Source organism: Blautia sp. An249, from assembly GCF_002159835.1.
Lineage (GTDB): Bacteria > Bacillota > Clostridia > Lachnospirales > Lachnospiraceae > Blautia_A > Blautia_A avistercoris.
The window spans coordinates 312,397-329,084 of the sequence record NZ_NFJL01000001.1; the positions used below are offsets into that span (position 1 = coordinate 312,397).

The 16,688-nt window shown below is 44.1% G+C and carries 16 protein-coding genes; 14 read left to right on the forward strand and 2 right to left on the reverse strand.

Features of this window, described 5'->3' with window-relative positions; translation table 11 throughout:
• The first annotated feature begins 1 nt into the window (after position 1).
• The 11 genes from recN to xerD all read left to right on the forward strand — a co-directional run bounded on the left by recN (position 2) and on the right by xerD (position 11,226).
• Positions 2-1,696 carry a DNA repair protein RecN gene (recN, locus tag B5F53_RS01560; RefSeq protein WP_087218725.1) on the forward strand — a complete coding sequence of 565 codons (1,695 nt, stop codon included), beginning with the start codon at positions 2-4 and terminating at the stop codon, positions 1,694-1,696.
• A gap of 85 nt (positions 1,697-1,781) precedes the next feature.
• Complete coding sequence (gene spoIVB / locus B5F53_RS01565; protein ID WP_087218728.1) at positions 1,782-2,996, forward strand: SpoIVB peptidase; 1,215 nt, start codon at positions 1,782-1,784, stop codon at positions 2,994-2,996.
• A gap of 204 nt (positions 2,997-3,200) precedes the next feature.
• On the forward strand, positions 3,201-4,007 hold the full coding sequence (gene spo0A, locus B5F53_RS01570) for a sporulation transcription factor Spo0A (RefSeq protein WP_087218731.1): 807 nt from the start codon (positions 3,201-3,203) through the stop codon (positions 4,005-4,007).
• A gap of 57 nt (positions 4,008-4,064) precedes the next feature.
• Entirely contained in the window at positions 4,065-5,510 is a 1,446-nt protein-coding gene (gene glgA, locus B5F53_RS01575) for a glycogen synthase GlgA (RefSeq protein ID WP_087218734.1), read from the forward strand.
• A 77-nt stretch (positions 5,511-5,587) separates the two neighbouring features.
• The gene (locus tag B5F53_RS01580) at positions 5,588-5,773 is read left to right on the forward strand and encodes a hypothetical protein (protein ID WP_087218736.1); all 186 of its coding nucleotides are present in this window, start codon (positions 5,588-5,590) and stop codon (positions 5,771-5,773) included.
• A gap of 14 nt (positions 5,774-5,787) precedes the next feature.
• Positions 5,788-6,039, forward strand: coding sequence for a spore coat protein (locus B5F53_RS01585; protein ID WP_087218739.1), 252 nt, complete (start codon positions 5,788-5,790; stop codon positions 6,037-6,039).
• Between the two features lie 158 nt (positions 6,040-6,197).
• Positions 6,198-7,256 (forward strand): recombinase RecA, encoded by a 1,059-nt coding sequence (gene recA / locus B5F53_RS01590; RefSeq protein WP_087218741.1) that lies wholly within the window; start codon positions 6,198-6,200, stop codon positions 7,254-7,256.
• A gap of 12 nt (positions 7,257-7,268) precedes the next feature.
• On the forward strand, positions 7,269-7,742 hold the full coding sequence (locus B5F53_RS01595; RefSeq protein WP_087218744.1) for a regulatory protein RecX: 474 nt from the start codon (positions 7,269-7,271) through the stop codon (positions 7,740-7,742).
• A gap of 72 nt (positions 7,743-7,814) precedes the next feature.
• Positions 7,815-9,374 carry a ribonuclease Y gene (rny, locus tag B5F53_RS01600; RefSeq protein WP_087218748.1) on the forward strand — a complete coding sequence of 520 codons (1,560 nt, stop codon included), beginning with the start codon at positions 7,815-7,817 and terminating at the stop codon, positions 9,372-9,374.
• A 112-nt stretch (positions 9,375-9,486) separates the two neighbouring features.
• Positions 9,487-10,089: a stage II sporulation protein M gene (locus tag B5F53_RS01605; protein WP_087218751.1), complete on the forward strand. Its 603-nt coding sequence runs from the start codon at positions 9,487-9,489 to the stop codon at positions 10,087-10,089.
• 252 nt (positions 10,090-10,341) lie between these two features.
• The gene (gene xerD, locus B5F53_RS01610) at positions 10,342-11,226 is read left to right on the forward strand and encodes a site-specific tyrosine recombinase XerD (protein ID WP_087218754.1); all 885 of its coding nucleotides are present in this window, start codon (positions 10,342-10,344) and stop codon (positions 11,224-11,226) included.
• Between the two features lie 41 nt (positions 11,227-11,267).
• Here xerD and B5F53_RS01615 read toward each other — a convergent pair whose 3' ends face one another.
• Positions 11,268-12,302 carry a 3-deoxy-7-phosphoheptulonate synthase gene (locus tag B5F53_RS01615; protein WP_087218757.1) on the reverse strand — a complete coding sequence of 345 codons (1,035 nt, stop codon included), beginning with the start codon at positions 12,300-12,302 and terminating at the stop codon, positions 11,268-11,270.
• Positions 12,303-12,354: 52 nt separating this feature from the next.
• Entirely contained in the window at positions 12,355-13,704 is a 1,350-nt protein-coding gene (locus B5F53_RS01620; protein ID WP_087218760.1) for a polysaccharide biosynthesis protein, read from the reverse strand.
• 166 nt (positions 13,705-13,870) lie between these two features.
• Between B5F53_RS01620 and nifS the strand changes: the two genes are divergently transcribed.
• The 3 genes from nifS (at position 13,871) to mnmA (ending at position 16,669) form a co-directional block, all read left to right on the forward strand.
• Complete coding sequence (nifS, locus tag B5F53_RS01625; RefSeq protein WP_087218762.1) at positions 13,871-15,061, forward strand: cysteine desulfurase NifS; 1,191 nt, start codon at positions 13,871-13,873, stop codon at positions 15,059-15,061.
• A 67-nt stretch (positions 15,062-15,128) separates the two neighbouring features.
• Entirely contained in the window at positions 15,129-15,575 is a 447-nt protein-coding gene (nifU, locus tag B5F53_RS01630; protein WP_087218765.1) for a Fe-S cluster assembly scaffold protein NifU, read from the forward strand.
• Positions 15,575-16,669 carry a tRNA 2-thiouridine(34) synthase MnmA gene (gene mnmA, locus B5F53_RS01635; RefSeq protein ID WP_087218768.1) on the forward strand — a complete coding sequence of 365 codons (1,095 nt, stop codon included), beginning with the start codon at positions 15,575-15,577 and terminating at the stop codon, positions 16,667-16,669. Before nifU ends, mnmA begins: the two co-directional genes overlap by 1 nt.
• Positions 16,670-16,688: the final 19 nt, after the last annotated feature.

Below are 16,688 nucleotides of genomic sequence, written 5' to 3' on the forward strand. Positions count from 1 at the left end.
TATGTTAATTCATTTGCATGTTAAAAATCTTGCATTAATCGAAGAAATAGAAGTGGATTTCGGGGAAGGTCTGAACATTCTGACCGGAGAAACAGGAGCGGGAAAATCGATTTTATTAGGTTCCATTCAGTTGATTCTGGGACAGAAAATGTCCAGAGAAATGATAAGGGAACACGCGCCTTATGCCCTTGTGGAACTGGTGTTTCAGATAAAGGATCCGAGAACACAAAAGGCGCTGGAAGAACAGGGGATTTTCTGTGAAGAGAATCAGATTTTTCTCTCCAGAAAGATGATGGAGGGAAGAAGTATTAACAGGATTAACGGAGAAGTCTGCACTATCAGCCAGATGAAGGCGGCGGCTTCTCTGCTTCTGGATATTCACGGTCAAAATGAACACCAGTCTCTTTTGTATTCCAACAAACAACTGGAGATCCTGGACGCCTTCGGCAAAGAAGAAATTGCCCCCTGTAAAAAGGAAACAGAGGAAATCTACCGTCAGTATCAGCAGTGCTGCAAAGAATTGGACGATATGGGACTGGATGAGGAACAGCAGCGACGGGAGGCTTCTTTTTTAGAATTTGAGATTCAGGAAATTGAAAATGCCGGGCTGGCTGTTTCGGAAGATGAGGAACTGGAAGCCCGTTATAAAAAAATGAATAACGCCAGGCAGATTGCAGAGAGCCTTCAGTTCATTCATGAAAAAACAGGATATGAAAGAGACGACAGCGCGGGAGAAGCCGTGGGATCTGCGCTGAGGGAAATCACAAAGATCTCCGGATGGGATAAAGAGCTGGAGAACATGGAAGGAATGCTGGGAGATATTGACGGTCTTCTCAATGACTTTAACAGAGAAGTATCGGCTTATCTGGAAGATATGACCTTTGAGGAAGAAGAATTCCACACCGTGGAATCCCGTCTGGATCTCATTAATAATTTAAAAGCCAAATACGGGCAGACGATTCCTGATATTTTCCATTATAAAGAAAAACAGCAGAAAAAACTGGAAGAAATCCTGACTTATGAGGAACGGAAACAACGGCTGAAAGAGAAAAAAATAAAAATTGAAGAAAAATTAGCTGCGTCCTCGCATGTTTTATCAGAAACCAGGAAAAAATATGCGAAGAAGCTAAGCGACAGGATAATGGAAAATCTGAAAGATTTAAATTTCTTAAATGTTGATTTTGAAATTGCCTTTGAACGTCTGGAACACTATACGGCAAAAGGCTTTGATGAAGTGGAGTACCGGATTTCCACCAATCCCGGAGAAACGAAAAAAAGTCTGGCAAAGGTGGTATCCGGCGGTGAGCTTTCCAGAATCATGCTTGCCATAAAGACGTTACTGGCGGATAAAGATCAGATTGAAACCCTGATATTTGATGAAATAGACACAGGAATCAGCGGCCGCACCGCTCAGAAAGTCTCAGAAAAAATGGCGGTTATCGGTCGGCACCATCAGGTTCTGTGTATTACCCATCTGCCTCAGATAGCGGCCATGGCGGATGTACATTTTCAGATAGAAAAACAGACCAGAGAAGAGGAAACGGTGACAGAAATCTATCCTTTATCAGAAGAAGCTTCCATTTTAGAGCTTGCCAGACTGTTAAGCGGCGCCCAGGTGACAGAACGGGTGGTAGAAAATGCCAGGGAAATGAAAGAATTGGCACAAGTACATAAAACTACAAGACTGAAACAATAAAATATCCACATACTAAGAGAGGCAATACCGAAACGGTATTCCTCTTTTTTCTTTTTATTTTACAGATAAGGAGGTTTCTATATCGATGACTGCAAAAAAGAAGTACAGAAAAATTCTTCTCGCTCTTCTTTGTCTGGATATTTTTTGCATCCTGTATTTAGGCTATCGATACCTGGACAGAAAAATACCGGATGAATTATATGTGGTAAAAGGAACAGAAAATCAAATTGAGGAAATCCTGGAAAATCCCTGGATTCGCTGCGAAGAAGCGATAACCGTTTCCCAGGAGGGAAGTTTTCGGATTCCCTGCCGGCTTTTGGGTGTGATTCCCTGGAAGCAGGTAAAAGTGCAGGTGCAGGAAGAAACCAGCCTGTATGCCAGCGGAAGTCCTGTGGGAATCTATATGGAGACACAGGGAGTGCTGGTGGTGGATACCGGAGAAATAATCGCTCAGGACGGGACAGTGCAGGAGCCGGCGAAAAATATCATACAGCCGGGGGACTACATTGTATCTTATAACCGGCAGCAGATAGAAAATAAAAAGGTACTTATGGAGGAGATTTCCCAGTGTGAAGGAACAACGGCGCAGCTGGAAGTCCTTCGCAACGGGGAAACCGTTCCTGTGGCTGTTCATCCGGTTCAGGGGGAAGACGGAACTTATAAACTGGGCATCTGGATACGGGACAATACCCAGGGAATCGGGACGCTTACTTTTGTGGACAAACAGGGAAGATACGGGGCGCTAGGGCACGGAATCAGCGATGTGGACACAGGAGAACTGTTGAATATGGATGGAGGAATTTTATATAAGGCGCAGATTCTTGGAATTGAAAAAGGAAAAAAAGGCATTCCGGGAGAATTAACAGGTCTTATCTCTTATCAGGAAGAAAACCGGGTCGGAGATATTCAGAAAAATTGCGGAAACGGCATATACGGAAATTTTGTAGGGAATGAGACAGAAGAATTTCAGCTTCAGGAATATCCCGTAGGTTATAAGCAGGATATGGAAATTGGTCCCGCCAGTATTCTGTGCAGCGTAAATGGAAAAGTAGACGAATATGGGGTGGAAATCACAAAAATTGACATGAACCATGAAGATACCAATAAAAGTTTCGTAATCAGCGTAACCGACGAGAATCTACTGGAATTGACGGGAGGAATCGTGCAGGGAATGAGCGGCAGTCCGGTTATCCAGAATGGGCATATAGTCGGGGCAGTTACCCATGTTTTCGTTCAGGATTCGGCAGGCGGCTACGGAATTTTTATCGAAAATATGCTGAAAGAAAGAGAAGATTTTTGAAAAACAATGAGGAAAATTGTAAGATAAAGAGACGTTAATTGTCGAAATATGATGAACGAAAATGCCCGATTTCAGGCACTTTCAGCTTGATTCCCGAACAATTCTTAGTCTATAATAAATGTGATGTATGGAGACAGCCACCGGGCCCAGCCGTTTCTGTACAAATACATGAGAACGCAAAGGAAGTTAGGAGGAAGGAGCCTCATGGAAAAGTTGAATGTGGCCATCGCAGATGATAATGAAAAAATGGTTGAGATTTTAGGAAAAATGATAGATGAAGATAAAGAACTGGAATTAGTTGGAAAAGCACATAACGGGGAAGAAATCTGTAATATAATACGAGAGAAAGAGCCAGATGTGGTAGTACTGGATATTATTATGCCAAAGGTAGACGGACTATCCGTAATGGAAAAAGTAAGCCATGATCAGGAAATGAAAAAACATCCATCATTTATCATTGTATCTGCAGTGGGACAGGAGCGGATTACCGAGGATGCATTCAACCTCGGTGCAGATTATTACATGCTGAAACCTTTTGATAATCAGATGCTGCTGAATCGCATTAAACACATAAGAAATTCCGGTGAGAGAAGGCTGCGGGAAATCCGCAGACAGAATACGCATGAGGAGGTTAGTTCCTTAGGGGAGAGAAACCTGGAAAGAAATGTTACCAATATCATTCACGAAATCGGTGTTCCGGCGCACATAAAAGGGTATCAGTATCTGAGAGATGCCATTATTCTTTCCGTGAACGATATGGAAATGCTGAATTCCATTACAAAGATCCTGTATCCTACTATAGCGAAAAAACATCAGACCACATCCAGCCGTGTGGAGAGGGCGATAAGGCATGCCATTGAGGTTGCGTGGAGCAGAGGAAAAATGGATACAATTGATGAATTATTCGGCTATACCGTCAGCACCGGGAAAGGAAAACCTACAAACTCAGAATTTATTGCTTTAATTGCGGACAAAATCAGACTGGAATATAAAAATCACTCTTTTAATTGATGGAAAATTACGATATAATAAGAGAAATAGTGTAGTTTACCAAGGAGGGGTTTACGGATGAAAAGAATATTATATGCAACATCAGAGGCTGTGCCTTTTATTAAAACAGGAGGTCTTGCAGATGTAGCAGGTGCATTGCCCAAGTGCTTTGACAAGAGATATTTTGATATCCGGGTTATTTTACCAAAATATGCCTGTATGAGTCAGGAATGGAAAGACAAAATGGAATATGTGACGCATTTTTATATGGACCTGGGATATAAAAATTGCTACGTAGGTATTATGAAGATGGAATATGACGGAATCTTATTTTATTTCATTGATAACGAATACTATTTCAGCGGCCCGAAGCCTTATGACGGCGGAACCTGGGATTTGGAGAAATTTGCCTTTTTCTCAAAAGCTGTTTTATCCGTTCTGCCTGTACTGGATTTCCGTCCTGATATTATTCACTGCCACGACTGGCAGACAGGACTGGTGCCCGTTTATCTGCATGATTCCTTCCAGCAGAATGAATTTTTCAGGGGAATCAAGACAATTATGACCATACATAACCTGAAGTTTCAGGGTGTCTGGGATGTAAAGACAGTCAAAGCAATTACGGGCCTGTCCGATTACTATTTCACGCCGGATAAATTAGAAGCCTACAAAGATGCGAATTATTTAAAGGGAGGTATTGTTTTTGCCGATGCAATTACAACTGTCAGCAATACCTATGCCGAAGAGATAAAGACTCCGTTCTACGGAGAGAAACTGGACGGACTTATGTGCGCAAGAGCCAACTGTCTGCGGGGAATTGTAAACGGAATTGACTATGATGTTTATAATCCGGAGACAGATCCATGCATTACAAAAAATTATAATGCAGTGACTTTCAGAAAAGAAAAAGTGAAAAATAAACTGCAGCTCCAGAAAGATCTGGGACTGGAGCAGGATCCGAAAGCCATGATGATTGGAATGGTATCCAGACTTACTGATCAGAAGGGATTTGACTTAGTCGCTTATATTATGGACGAACTGTGTCAGGATGCCGTACAGATTGTGGCTCTTGGCACAGGGGATGAGAAATATGAAAACATGTTCCGTCATTTTGACTGGAAATACCATGGAAAGGTATCAGCGAATATTTATTATTCTGAGCCGATGTCCCATCGGATTTATGCTTCTTCCGACGCCTTTTTAATGCCGTCTCTGTTTGAGCCGTGCGGTTTAAGCCAGCTTATGAGTCTTCGGTACGGAACGGTGCCGATTGTCAGGGAAACAGGCGGATTAAAAGATACGGTGGAACCATATAACGAATTTGAAAGTACGGGAACAGGATTCAGTTTCCGCAACTACAATGCCCACGAGATGCTGAATACCATTCGGAATGCGGAACGTATTTATTATGATAAGAAGAGAGAATGGAATAAGATTGTAGACAGGGCAATGGCAGCAGACTTTTCGTGGAACAATTCTGCAAGACAGTACGAAGAAATGTACAACTGGATGATTGGGGAATAATGCTGCTTTCAGGGAAGTATAAAAAATAAGAAAATAGGGATACTACTGAATACATGAAAATGTTAGGAGGTAGTGTTATGACAAATATTTCAGAGCTGGATTTACAGAATCTGCGCCATTTAATCGGCGGATGTGACACCAACCACTGTAAGATGCAGGACTATGCGGCGAAAGCTCAGGATCCGGAAGTACGTCAGTTCTTCCAGAAATCCGCCCAGTCCGCAATGACAATGAAACAGCAGTTAATGCAGTTTTTACAGTAGAAGGAGGGAAAATCATGAACGATAAGGCGATGGTTGCAGATACTCTTGTAGGAATTAACGGAGAGTTGGTACGGTATGGGGAAATGATTTCTCAGACGGAAAACCCTCAGTTAAAGCAAACCTTAAAACAGTTTAGAAATCAGTGCGAGATGTCTCAGGAAGAGATATATAAAATTGCGAAGGACAGAAAATACTATGTTCCGGCAGCTATGGCGACACCTACAGAAATCGCTGATGTGAAAGCAATTTTTACTTCTGCACAGTAAAAAGATGAAAGAAGCCTTCATGCAGGGGAGCTCACTCCTGTAGGAAGGCTTCTTTTGAATTATACGTTGACAAGAAAAGGAAAGTATATTACTATGGATACATGGAAAACACGAACATAGGTTCGCATTATAAAAACAGAAACAAAGGAGATCTTAATATGATAAATGAAGAAAAACAGAAAGCCCTTGAAGCGGCTTTAGGACAGATTGAGAAGGAATACGGCAAGGGGGCGGTTATGAAACTGGGCGAGTCCAATGCCCAGATGCAGGTGGAGACCATTCCTACAGGTTCTCTCAGCCTGGATATTGCCCTGGGACTGGGCGGAATGCCGAAAGGAAGAATCATTGAGATTTACGGACCGGAATCCAGCGGTAAGACAACGGTAGCCCTGCACATGGTGGCAGAGGTACAGAAGAGAGGCGGCATCGCAGGATTTATTGATGCAGAACATGCCTTAGATCCCGTATATGCGAAAAACATCGGTGTAGACATTGAGAATCTGTATATCTCCCAGCCGGATAACGGGGAACAGGCCCTGGAGATTACAGAAACCATGGTCCGTTCCGGAGCTGTGGATATTGTTATTGTGGACTCTGTGGCAGCTCTTGTTCCCAAGGCAGAGATTGACGGAGATATGGGAGACACCCATGTGGGACTTCAGGCAAGACTGATGTCTCAGGCTCTGCGTAAACTGACAGCAGTAATCAGCAAATCCAACTGTATTGTAATTTTCATCAACCAGTTACGTGAAAAGGTGGGAGTAATGTTCGGAAATCCGGAGACAACCACCGGCGGAAGAGCTCTGAAATTCTATTCTTCCATCCGTCTGGATGTAAGGAAGGTGGAGACCCTGAAGCAGGGCGGGGAAATGGTAGGAAACCATACCAGAATCAAAGTAGTAAAGAATAAGGTGGCTCCTCCCTTCAAGCAGGCCGAGTTTGATATTATGTTCGGAGAAGGAATTTCCAAAGAAGGAGATATTCTGGATCTGGCAGTAGAACATCAGATTATTAATAAAAGCGGCGCCTGGTTTTCCTATGAAGGAAGCAAGATTGGACAGGGAAGAGAAAATGCGAAAAATTATCTGAGACAGAATCCGGAAGTCTGCAAAGAAGTGGAGCATAAAGTCCGGGTGGCCTGCCATCTGGAAGAAGAGGATGCTTCTGCGGAAAAGGAAACAGAAAATACAAAAAAAGAAGAGGAAAAACAGGAATAGCAGGGAACGGATATGGACGACGCTGTTAAGAAAGCCAGAACCCGGGCCATGTATCTTCTGAAGGCCAGAAGCAGAACCCGGCAGGAGCTGTACCGGAGGCTGAAAGAGAAGGGCTTCCAGGATCCGGAGATTGAACAGGCCATTGCCTATGTGGAATCTTACGGCTATATCGACGATTATAAATATGCCCAGAATTACATATTGTACCGGATACAGGAGAAAAGCAGACAGAAAATTCTGATGGAACTGCATCAGAAAGGGGTCAGCCGGGAGACCGCTGAGAGGGCCTGGGAGGAAATCATACAGATTCAGGCGCCCTGTGAGAGTGAACTGATCCGGAAGCTGGTACAGAAAAAATGCGGTCAGCAAAGAGAACTGTCAGAGAAAGAATACCGGAGACTTTACGGCTTTCTGATTCGAAGAGGATTTCAGTTTGAGGATATTCGGCAGGTATTTGAGGAAGAAAAAATCCATATAAAATCTTGACATAATTCTCAAAACAATATAAACTTGTATTGTTGTAATTGTACAATGAAAACTAAATAAGGAGGTGCTCCTGTGACAAGCACAATAATTGTTGCAATTGTCGCTGTGGTAGTCGCGCTACTTATTGCGGTTCCTATTACTTGCAAGGTTGCCGTGGATAACAAGGTGAAAAAAGATGCCGAAGTTATCGGAACAGCAGAAGAAAAAGCAAGAAGCATAATAGATGAAGCCTTAAAAACAGCCGAAACCAAAAAACGCGAAACTCTCCTGGAAGTGAAAGAAGAGTCTCTCCGCACCAAAAACGAATTGGAAAAGGAAACAAAAGAGAGACGAAGCGAACTTCAGAAGTACGAAAAGCGTGTCCTGACAAAAGAGGAATCCGTGGACAAGAAAGCGGAAGCGCTGGAAAGACGGGAAGCAGAGTGTACAGCGAGATTTGCAGATTTGCAAATGAAAGAAAAACGAGTGGAAGAACTCGAAGAAAAAGGAGTACAGGAACTGGAACGAGTTTCAGGACTGACCTCCGAACAGGCGAAAGAAGAACTGTTTAAAGCCGTAGAAGAAGATGTAAAGGTAGATGTGGCCAAACTTTACAAAGAACTGGAAAACCGGGCCAAAGAAGATGCTGAGAAGAAAGCCAGAGAGTATGTGGTAAACGCCATTCAGAAATGTGCAGTGGATCATGTATCTGAGGCGACGATTTCTGTGGTTCAGCTTCCCAGTGATGAGATGAAAGGACGGATTATCGGTCGGGAAGGCCGCAATATCCGGACTCTGGAAACATTGACGGGCGTGGATCTGATTATTGACGATACACCGGAAGCAGTGGTGTTGTCCGGATTTGATCCTATCCGCCGGGAGATTGCCAGAATCGCACTGGAAAAACTGATTGTGGATGGAAGAATTCATCCTGCACGGATTGAGGAAATGGTGGAAAAAGCGCAGAGAGAAGTGGAAAGCAAGATTCGTGAAGAAGGCGAAAATGCTGCCATTGAAGTAGGAGTACATGGTATCCATCCGGAACTGCTCCGACTCCTGGGACGTATGAAATTCCGTTCCAGTTACGGACAGAACGCTTTGAAACATTCCATAGAAGTCGCTCAGTTATGTGGACTGCTGGCAGGAGAGATTGGCGCGGATGTGCGGATTGCCAAACGTGCGGGACTGCTCCATGATATTGGAAAATCCATTGATCATGAAGTGGAAGGTTCTCACATTCAGATTGGCGTGGATTTATGCAGAAAGTACAAAGAATCTGCAGTCGTAATCAACGCCGTAGCGGCTCATCATGGCGACACAGAGCCGGAATCGCTGATTGCCTGTATTGTTCAGGCGGCTGATGCGATTTCAGCAGCAAGACCGGGAGCCAGAAGGGAGACTTTGGAAACCTATACAAACCGGTTGAAACAACTGGAAGACATTACAAATTCTTTCAAAGGTGTAGACAAGTCTTTCGCTATTCAGGCAGGAAGGGAAATTCGAGTGATGGTTGTGCCGGATCATGTGAATGATGCAGATATGGTATTATTAGCCAGAGACATCGCGAAACAGATTGAGGCAGAACTGGAATATCCAGGACAAATTAAAGTGAATGTTATTCGTGAATCCCGAGTTGTAGAATATGCTAAATAAGTTCACCAATAGAAGGGACTGTTACAGAAAAGAAATTTTCTGTAACAGTCTTTTTGCGTTGCGGTGGTTCTAGAAAGACGTCCTCATTCGTAAACTGAAAAGAGGTGAATGTATGAAACGGTTCAGATTCAATAACGATTCAGGAAAATCTCTTTTCTGTTGGTTTGTTTTGCTGGGAGGATTTCTTCTGGGGGTTCTTCTGCCTAATATTTTCTGGAAAACTCAGATACAGAAAGGGGGTTTTGCAGGGATATATTTGATGGAGACCTTTACAAGGGCAGAACTGGCATGGGAGGATTATTTTCTGCTGCTGATTAAAGAAAGAATGACGGGAATCTTTTTGCTGATGATTTGCGGTGTATCGGTTTTTGGGGTGCCGGCCGCCCTTTTTATGTCCGTCTGGACGGGCTTCTTTCTGGGAGGGGTACTGACTGTTTCTATCCTGCAGTTTGGCGCTGTGGGCGGCGTTGTGGGACTGGGACTTTTTTTTCCCCAATATGCACTTTACCTGCCTGTTTTATTTGTTTTGACTTCCATGGCCTGCTCCTTTTCCTGTAAATGCTGGAAAAATCAGAAAATAACAGCAAAAGAACTGCGAAGTTACGGGGGAAAATGTCTGCTGTTAATCGGGATTCAGACGGCGGGAATTGCTTTGGAATGTTTCTTAAATCCCCTCTGCGTGGAGTTCCTTATAAACAAACTGCAGATTTTCTGATAAGTTTACATAAAATGAAAAAGATCCAAAGAGAACTATTTTCCAAAAAAATTTTTTTGCGGAAGGATACGGCAGGATACAATATATTGATAGAAGTAAAGAAAAATCACGATATGTAGTACGGATGAAAAAATGCTGAAAAAGCCCGGTTTTTCCGGGAGAAAAAGGGTTTGCTTTTTTGCGATTTTTCCGTATAATAAAGCATATGAAAAAAGAAAAAGAAACGATACACAAGATTAAGGAACGAAAGACATGGAAAGTTTAATTCGCGAGTTTGTAAGCTATTTACATAAGATGAAAAAAACTTCCAGAAATACCGAATTATCTTATCAGCGGGATTTGAAGAAGATGCAGGGGTTTCTGGAACAGCAGGGGATTCAGAAAGCGGAAGAGGTGACCTGCACTCATTTGAACAGTTATCTTCTGTATCTGGAACAGGAGAATTTTGCCTCTTCCACGATTTCCAGAAGCGTTGCCTCCATCCGGGCATTTTTTCAGTATTTGTTTAAAGAAGGTTATCTCCGGCAGGATCCTTCGGAGCAGTTGAAGCCTCCGAAAGTGGAGAAGAAAGCGCCGGAGATTTTAAGTGTTGAGGAAGTGGATAAGCTTTTGAAACAGCCGGATCTGGAAACGGCCAAGGGGATAAGAGATAAGGCTATGCTGGAGCTTTTATATGCTACGGGAATGAGAGTCAGCGAATTGATTCATTTAAATCTTTCTGATGTAAATATGCAGATGGGATATGTAATCTGCCGGGAGAGTACGAGAGATCGGATCATCCCCTTTGGCAGTGTGTGCCAGAAGGCTCTGGGAAGGTATCTGGAGAAATCCAGGGAATGTCTGTTGAAAGGGTGCAGAGAAGAGAGTCTGTTTACCAACTGCAGCGGAAAGTCCATGAGCCGTCAGGGATTCTGGAAGGTGCTGAAGGGATATGCAGACAGCGCCGGGATTAAAGGCGACATTACGCCCCACACCCTGCGTCATTCCTTTGCTGTTCATATGCTTCAGAATGGGGCAGATATTAAAAGCGTGCAGGAAATGCTGGGACATTCGGATGTTTCCACAACTCAGATTTATTTAAACATGAACGTGAATAAGATACGGGATGTGTATATGAAAGCCCATCCCAGAAAATAAAAATCGCCGTAAAAGAAGCGTATTCTTTTACGGCAATTTTTTTAGCACATTTCCGCAATGGTATAAAGAAGTTTTTCAGATTCCTCCCAGCCAAGGCAGGCATCAGTAATGGATTTTCCGTAGATATGGGGCTCAGCGCCGATTTTCTGATTTCCATTTTCAATGTAGCTTTCAATCATAAGACCCTTAACCATAGAGCGTAAAGAGGAATCGACCTGACGGCTGTGAAGCACCTCTTTGGCAATCCGCACCTGCTGATCGTACTGCTTATTGGAATTGGAATGGTTGGTATCCACAATGATGGCCGGATTAACTAATTCCTGTTCCTGATATTTTTCCACCAGAAGCCGGAGATCTTCATAGTGATAATTGGGGATAGCTTCGCCGTGTTTATTAACGGCTCCCCTTAAAATCGTATGAGCCAGAGGATTTCCGGTGGTTTTAACTTCCCAGCCTCTGTAAATAAAACGGTGGGGATGCTGAGCCGCATAAACGGAGTTCAGCATGACACTGAAATCACCACTGGTGGGATTTTTCATTCCGGCAGGTACATCCATACCGCTGACAGTCAGACGGTGCTGCTGGTCTTCTACCGAACGGGCGCCCACGGCCACATAGGAGAGAATATCAGATAAATATCTCCAGTTCTCCGGATAGAGCATTTCATCTGCACAGGTAAAATCTGTTTCCTCAATGGCACGGATATGCATTTTACGGATAGCGATAAGACCGGCCAGAAGATTTGGTTTTTTCTCCGGATCCGGCTGGTGAACCATGCCTTTGTAGCCATCTCCCGTGGTACGCGGCTTATTGGTATAAACCCGGGGGATAATCAGGACCTTATCCTCAATGGCATCCTGTACTTTCCGAAGCCGGGTAAGATAGTCACATACGGCGTCTTCGTTATCGGCAGAACAGGGACCGATAATAGCCAGAAACTTATCGGATTTTCCGGTAAATATATCGCGGATTTCCTGATCGCGCTGATTTTTCAGAGCTTTGACTCTTTCGGAGATGGGATACTGTCCGCGAATCTCAGAAGGGGTAGGTAATTTTGTAATAAATTCAAATCCCATATGTCGTTCTCCTTTTCACTTTGTTTTATCTTTTTGTTACAGCCATGGGTTATTATAATATAGAACCCCCTTTTTTGACAAGTGTATCCTTAAAAAGTCGGTAAAGGGTAAATCCGTGCAGAAAGGTAAGCAGAAGTTCTCCCAGAAGGATTCCCCATAAGTAACCCCGGATTCCGAAGACGGGAATGAAAAACGCCACAAAGAAAATGCGGATGCTGATGGACGATACATTGTGTACCAGACAGGCAGAGGGTTTTCCGAGGCCGTTTAAGATGCTGGAAAGGGCCGTATTTGTGTACAGAAAGGGGCAGATAAAGGCCATAATCCGGATAAAGGTGCCGGCAGTAGAATTATCAAAGAGGAAGAGACCGAGAAAGTTTCCTGATAAAAAGAAGAAAATTCCGCAGCCGGCTCCCAGAAGCAGACAGCTTTGAACTGCTTTTGTGATGGTCCGCTGCAGGGTTCTGCGGTATCCCAGGGCCTGAATTTCAGCGATAGAGGGCAGGAGCATTACAGAGGCAGAGTTGGTTATGGCGGAAGGAAAAAGAATTAAAGGAAGGGTCATTCCTGTAAAAATGCCATAAAGACTCAGAGCCTCTGATGAGGAGAGGCCAAATTTTATAAGCTGCCGGGGGATGAGGATCACTTCAATGCTGCTTAACAGGGTTAAAAGCACCCGGTTCAAAGTTAAAGGGACAGACATGTGCAGCAAATCCGAGAAGATTTCTCCCGGATGCGCAATGGAAAAAATGCGGTAGCGGTGAGTCTGGAAGTTCCAGCTCATAACCAGAAGGGAAGAGAGGGCTGCCGCAAGTTCCCCTGCCAGAATGCCGGCGACGGCGATTAGAGGAGTGGGGGAGAAGCCCTTTGAAAGGGCGATCTGGTAAACAAGAAACGCAGTGAAAACCCGAAAAGTCTGCTCCAGCAGCAGAATCACAGAGGGCGCGCCTGTTTTCTTCTGACCGTAATGGTAGCTGTTTACGCAGGAGTGCAGACTGCTTAAAGGAATGGCAAAAGCCAGCAGGCGAAGCAAAGGTGCCGTCCGGGGTTCCGCCAGAAGCTGAATGCTGATAAAGTCTGCCTGATTGTGAACCAGACAGGACAGACCAATGGAAAAGAGCAGGGAGAACGTACAGCCGAGAACAAATCCGTCATTGGCTCTTTTCGGGTTTTTTTGCGCGAACTGAGAAGCGATAAACCGGGAAAGAGCTGTCTGCATACCGGCAGTGGTAACTGCCAGAAGGAGTCCCTGTACCGGAAAAATAAGCTGGTAGATGCCCAGCCCCTCCGCACCAATTGTCTGGGATAGGAATATTCTATAGAAGAATCCGATTATTTTGCTTAGAAATCCGGTAAAAGTAAGAATGATGGTTCCTTTCAGGAAACTTTTTTTTAATTGCATATTACAGGAAACCTTTTTTTACTAACATATTCGTCACTTCCCCTTGACAGAACTTTAAAAGAAGAATACAATAGTTTCTGGAAAGAGTACCAAAAAAGTACAGTTTTATATAAAGTGAAAATCTCTGGAAGATATTCGAAAAAAGAAAGATGGGAGAGTGGAGATCATGGGAAAACTTATATATTTAGATAATGCGGCAACCACAAAAACAGATCCAAAAGTTGTAGAGGCGATGATTCCATATTTTTCAGAAAACTACGGAAATCCCTCCAGTATTTATGAACTGGCTGGGAAAAGCAAGACGGCCATGGAGGAAGCAAGGGAGAAAATTGCCGGGGTATTAAATGCCAGAACCAATGAAATCTATTTTACGGCCGGGGGAAGCGAAGCAGACAACTGGGCGCTGGTGGCGGCCTTTGACGCTTACGCCCAAAAGGGAAACCACATTATTACAACGAAAATTGAACACCATGCAATTTTGCATACCTGTGAATATCTGGAGAAATACAGAGGAGCAAGGATTACGTATCTGGATGTGGACGAAAACGGAATTGTAAAACTGGATGAGCTGGAGAAAGCCATAACAGAGGAGACCATTTTAATCTCCATTATGTTTGCCAATAATGAGATTGGAAGCATTCAGCCTGTCCGGGAAATCGGAATGATTGCCAGAGAACATCAGATTTTATTCCACACAGACGCAGTACAGGCATTTGGACAGCTTCCAATTGATGTGGACGCACTGAATATTGATATGCTGAGTTCTTCCGCCCATAAAATTAACGGACCAAAAGGGATTGGCTTTCTTTATATCCGAAAAGGAGTCAAAATACGCTCCTTCATACATGGCGGAGCCCAGGAGAGAAAGAGAAGAGCCGGAACAGAAAATGTACCGGGAATTGTAGGCTATGGGGAGGCTGCCCGCCTTGCAGAAGAAAGCAGAGAAGAGAGAACGGCCAGAGAACAGGAACTGAGAGATTATCTGATTGAGAGAATTTTAAAAGAGGTTCCCTACTGCCGGCTGAACGGAGACCAAAAGAGGCGGCTTCCCAACAATGTAAATATCAGTTTTGAATTTATCGAAGGGGAATCCCTGTTGCTGATGCTGGACGGATATGGAATCTGTGCTTCCAGCGGATCGGCATGTACCTCCGGTTCCCTGGATCCGTCTCACGTCCTTCTGGCTATCGGACTTCCTCATGAGATTGCCCATGGCTCTCTGCGGCTGACTCTGGGCAAAGAGACAACAAAGGAAGAGATTGATTATACGGTTGATAAAATTAAAGAAGTGGTAAGCCAGTTAAGGAGCATGTCTCCTTTGTATGAAGATTTTATGAAAAAACAGAACAGGAAATAAAATACAAGGTATATTTTATTTAAAACTGAGAAAAAATTGTGAAAAGACTTGTCAGGAGGAAAAAAAGATGTATAGTGAAAAAGTAATGGATCATTTTCAGAACCCGAGGAATGTGGGTGAGATAGAAGACGCAAGCGGAGTAGGAACTGTGGGAAATGCAAAGTGCGGGGATATTATGAGAATTTATCTGGATATTGACGATGAGACCCATGTTATCCGTGACTGCAAATTTAAAACTTTCGGCTGCGGGGCGGCTGTGGCTACCAGCAGTATGGCCACAGAGCTGGTAAAAGGCAAAACCATTGAAGAAGCAATGAAAGTAACCAACAAAGCTGTAATGGAAGCGTTAGATGGCCTGCCGCCTGTGAAAGTGCACTGCTCCCTGCTGGCAGAAGAGGCAATTCATGCCGCTCTCTGGGATTATGCCCAGAAGCACGGGATTACCGTAGAAGGTCTTTCAAAACCCAAGTCTGACATTCATGAGGGGGAAGAGGAAGCAGAGGAAGAGTATTAATGAATGGACCAAAAATCGTCATTGGGCTTTCAGGAGGCGTGGATTCTTCTGTAGCCGCATACCTGCTGAAGGAGCAGGGATATGATGTCCTGGGCGTTACTATGCAGACCATACCGGTGCAGGAGGGCGTCCGGGGAGAACACGGGGATCTTCAGATGATAGAAGATGCTAAAAAAGTTGCGGACTATCTGGGGATTCCCCATTATGTTGCAGATTTTCAGAAAGAATTTAAACAGTATGTGACGGATTATTTTGTCCGGGAATATCTGGAAGGACGGACACCCAATCCCTGTATTGTCTGTAACCGGATGGTGAAATGGGAAGCCCTTTTATCTTATGGGAAAAAGCTGGGAGCCAGTCAGATCGCCACAGGACATTATGCCAGAATTGACCGTCTCTCCAATGGAAGATATGCCCTGAAGCAGGCGGCGTCTTCTGCAAAAGATCAGACATATGCTTTATATAATCTGACACAGGAACAGCTTGCAGCTACGGTGATGCCGGTGGGACAGTACGAGAAGGAGGAAATCCGGGCAATTGCAGAAAGAGCCGGGATTCCCGTGGCAAATAAGCCGGACAGTCAGGAAATCTGTTTCATTCCGGACAACGATTATGCCCGTTATATTGAGAAGAAATCCGGAAAAAAAGTACCGGAAGGAAATTATGTAACCGAGGACGGGACGGTTGTAGGCCGTCATAAAGGGATTATCCATTATACCATCGGCCAGAGGAAGGGACTGAATCTCTCTATGGGCCGTCCGGTTTTTGTTAGGGAAATCCGTCCGGAGACGAATGAGGTGGTCGTGGGAGAGAACGAAGATGTTTTTGCCTCGGCTTTAACCTGTACAAAGCTCAACTGGATGGCAGTGGACAAAGTGACAAAAGGGATGGAAGTTTCGGCGAAAATACGATATAATCATAAAGGAGAAGACTGTGTTTTAGAACCGCTGGAACAGGGGGAGGTTCTCTGCCGGTTTAAGCGGCCGGTAAGGGCAGTGACACCGGGACAGGCAGTGGTTTTTTACCAGAATGGATATGTTGCCGGAGGCGGCATTATTATCGGGAAAACAGAAGATACAGGCAACCTAGTATAACCAATATCGTGGTGAGAGT

What these genes read in the sequence shown, in the direction of transcription:
- B5F53_RS01620 (WP_087218760.1), bottom strand. Translation starts at nt 13,704, where the DNA reads ATGCAATTAAAAAAAAGTTTCCTGAAAGGAACCATCATTCTTACTTTT.
- mnmA (WP_087218768.1), top strand. Translation starts at nt 15,575, where the DNA reads ATGAATGGACCAAAAATCGTCATTGGGCTTTCAGGAGGCGTGGATTCT.
- spo0A (WP_087218731.1), top strand. Translation starts at nt 3,201, where the DNA reads ATGGAAAAGTTGAATGTGGCCATCGCAGATGATAATGAAAAAATGGTT.
- xerD (WP_087218754.1), top strand. Translation starts at nt 10,342, where the DNA reads ATGGAAAGTTTAATTCGCGAGTTTGTAAGCTATTTACATAAGATGAAA.
- spoIVB (WP_087218728.1), top strand. Translation starts at nt 1,782, where the DNA reads ATGACTGCAAAAAAGAAGTACAGAAAAATTCTTCTCGCTCTTCTTTGT.
- nifU (WP_087218765.1), top strand. Translation starts at nt 15,129, where the DNA reads ATGTATAGTGAAAAAGTAATGGATCATTTTCAGAACCCGAGGAATGTG.
- glgA (WP_087218734.1), top strand. Translation starts at nt 4,065, where the DNA reads ATGAAAAGAATATTATATGCAACATCAGAGGCTGTGCCTTTTATTAAA.
- recN (WP_087218725.1), top strand. Translation starts at nt 2, where the DNA reads ATGTTAATTCATTTGCATGTTAAAAATCTTGCATTAATCGAAGAAATA.
- B5F53_RS01605 (WP_087218751.1), top strand. Translation starts at nt 9,487, where the DNA reads ATGAAACGGTTCAGATTCAATAACGATTCAGGAAAATCTCTTTTCTGT.
- B5F53_RS01595 (WP_087218744.1), top strand. Translation starts at nt 7,269, where the DNA reads ATGGACGACGCTGTTAAGAAAGCCAGAACCCGGGCCATGTATCTTCTG.
- recA (WP_087218741.1), top strand. Translation starts at nt 6,198, where the DNA reads ATGATAAATGAAGAAAAACAGAAAGCCCTTGAAGCGGCTTTAGGACAG.
- B5F53_RS01585 (WP_087218739.1), top strand. Translation starts at nt 5,788, where the DNA reads ATGAACGATAAGGCGATGGTTGCAGATACTCTTGTAGGAATTAACGGA.
- nifS (WP_087218762.1), top strand. Translation starts at nt 13,871, where the DNA reads ATGGGAAAACTTATATATTTAGATAATGCGGCAACCACAAAAACAGAT.
- B5F53_RS01615 (WP_087218757.1), bottom strand. Translation starts at nt 12,302, where the DNA reads ATGGGATTTGAATTTATTACAAAATTACCTACCCCTTCTGAGATTCGC.
- B5F53_RS01580 (WP_087218736.1), top strand. Translation starts at nt 5,588, where the DNA reads ATGACAAATATTTCAGAGCTGGATTTACAGAATCTGCGCCATTTAATC.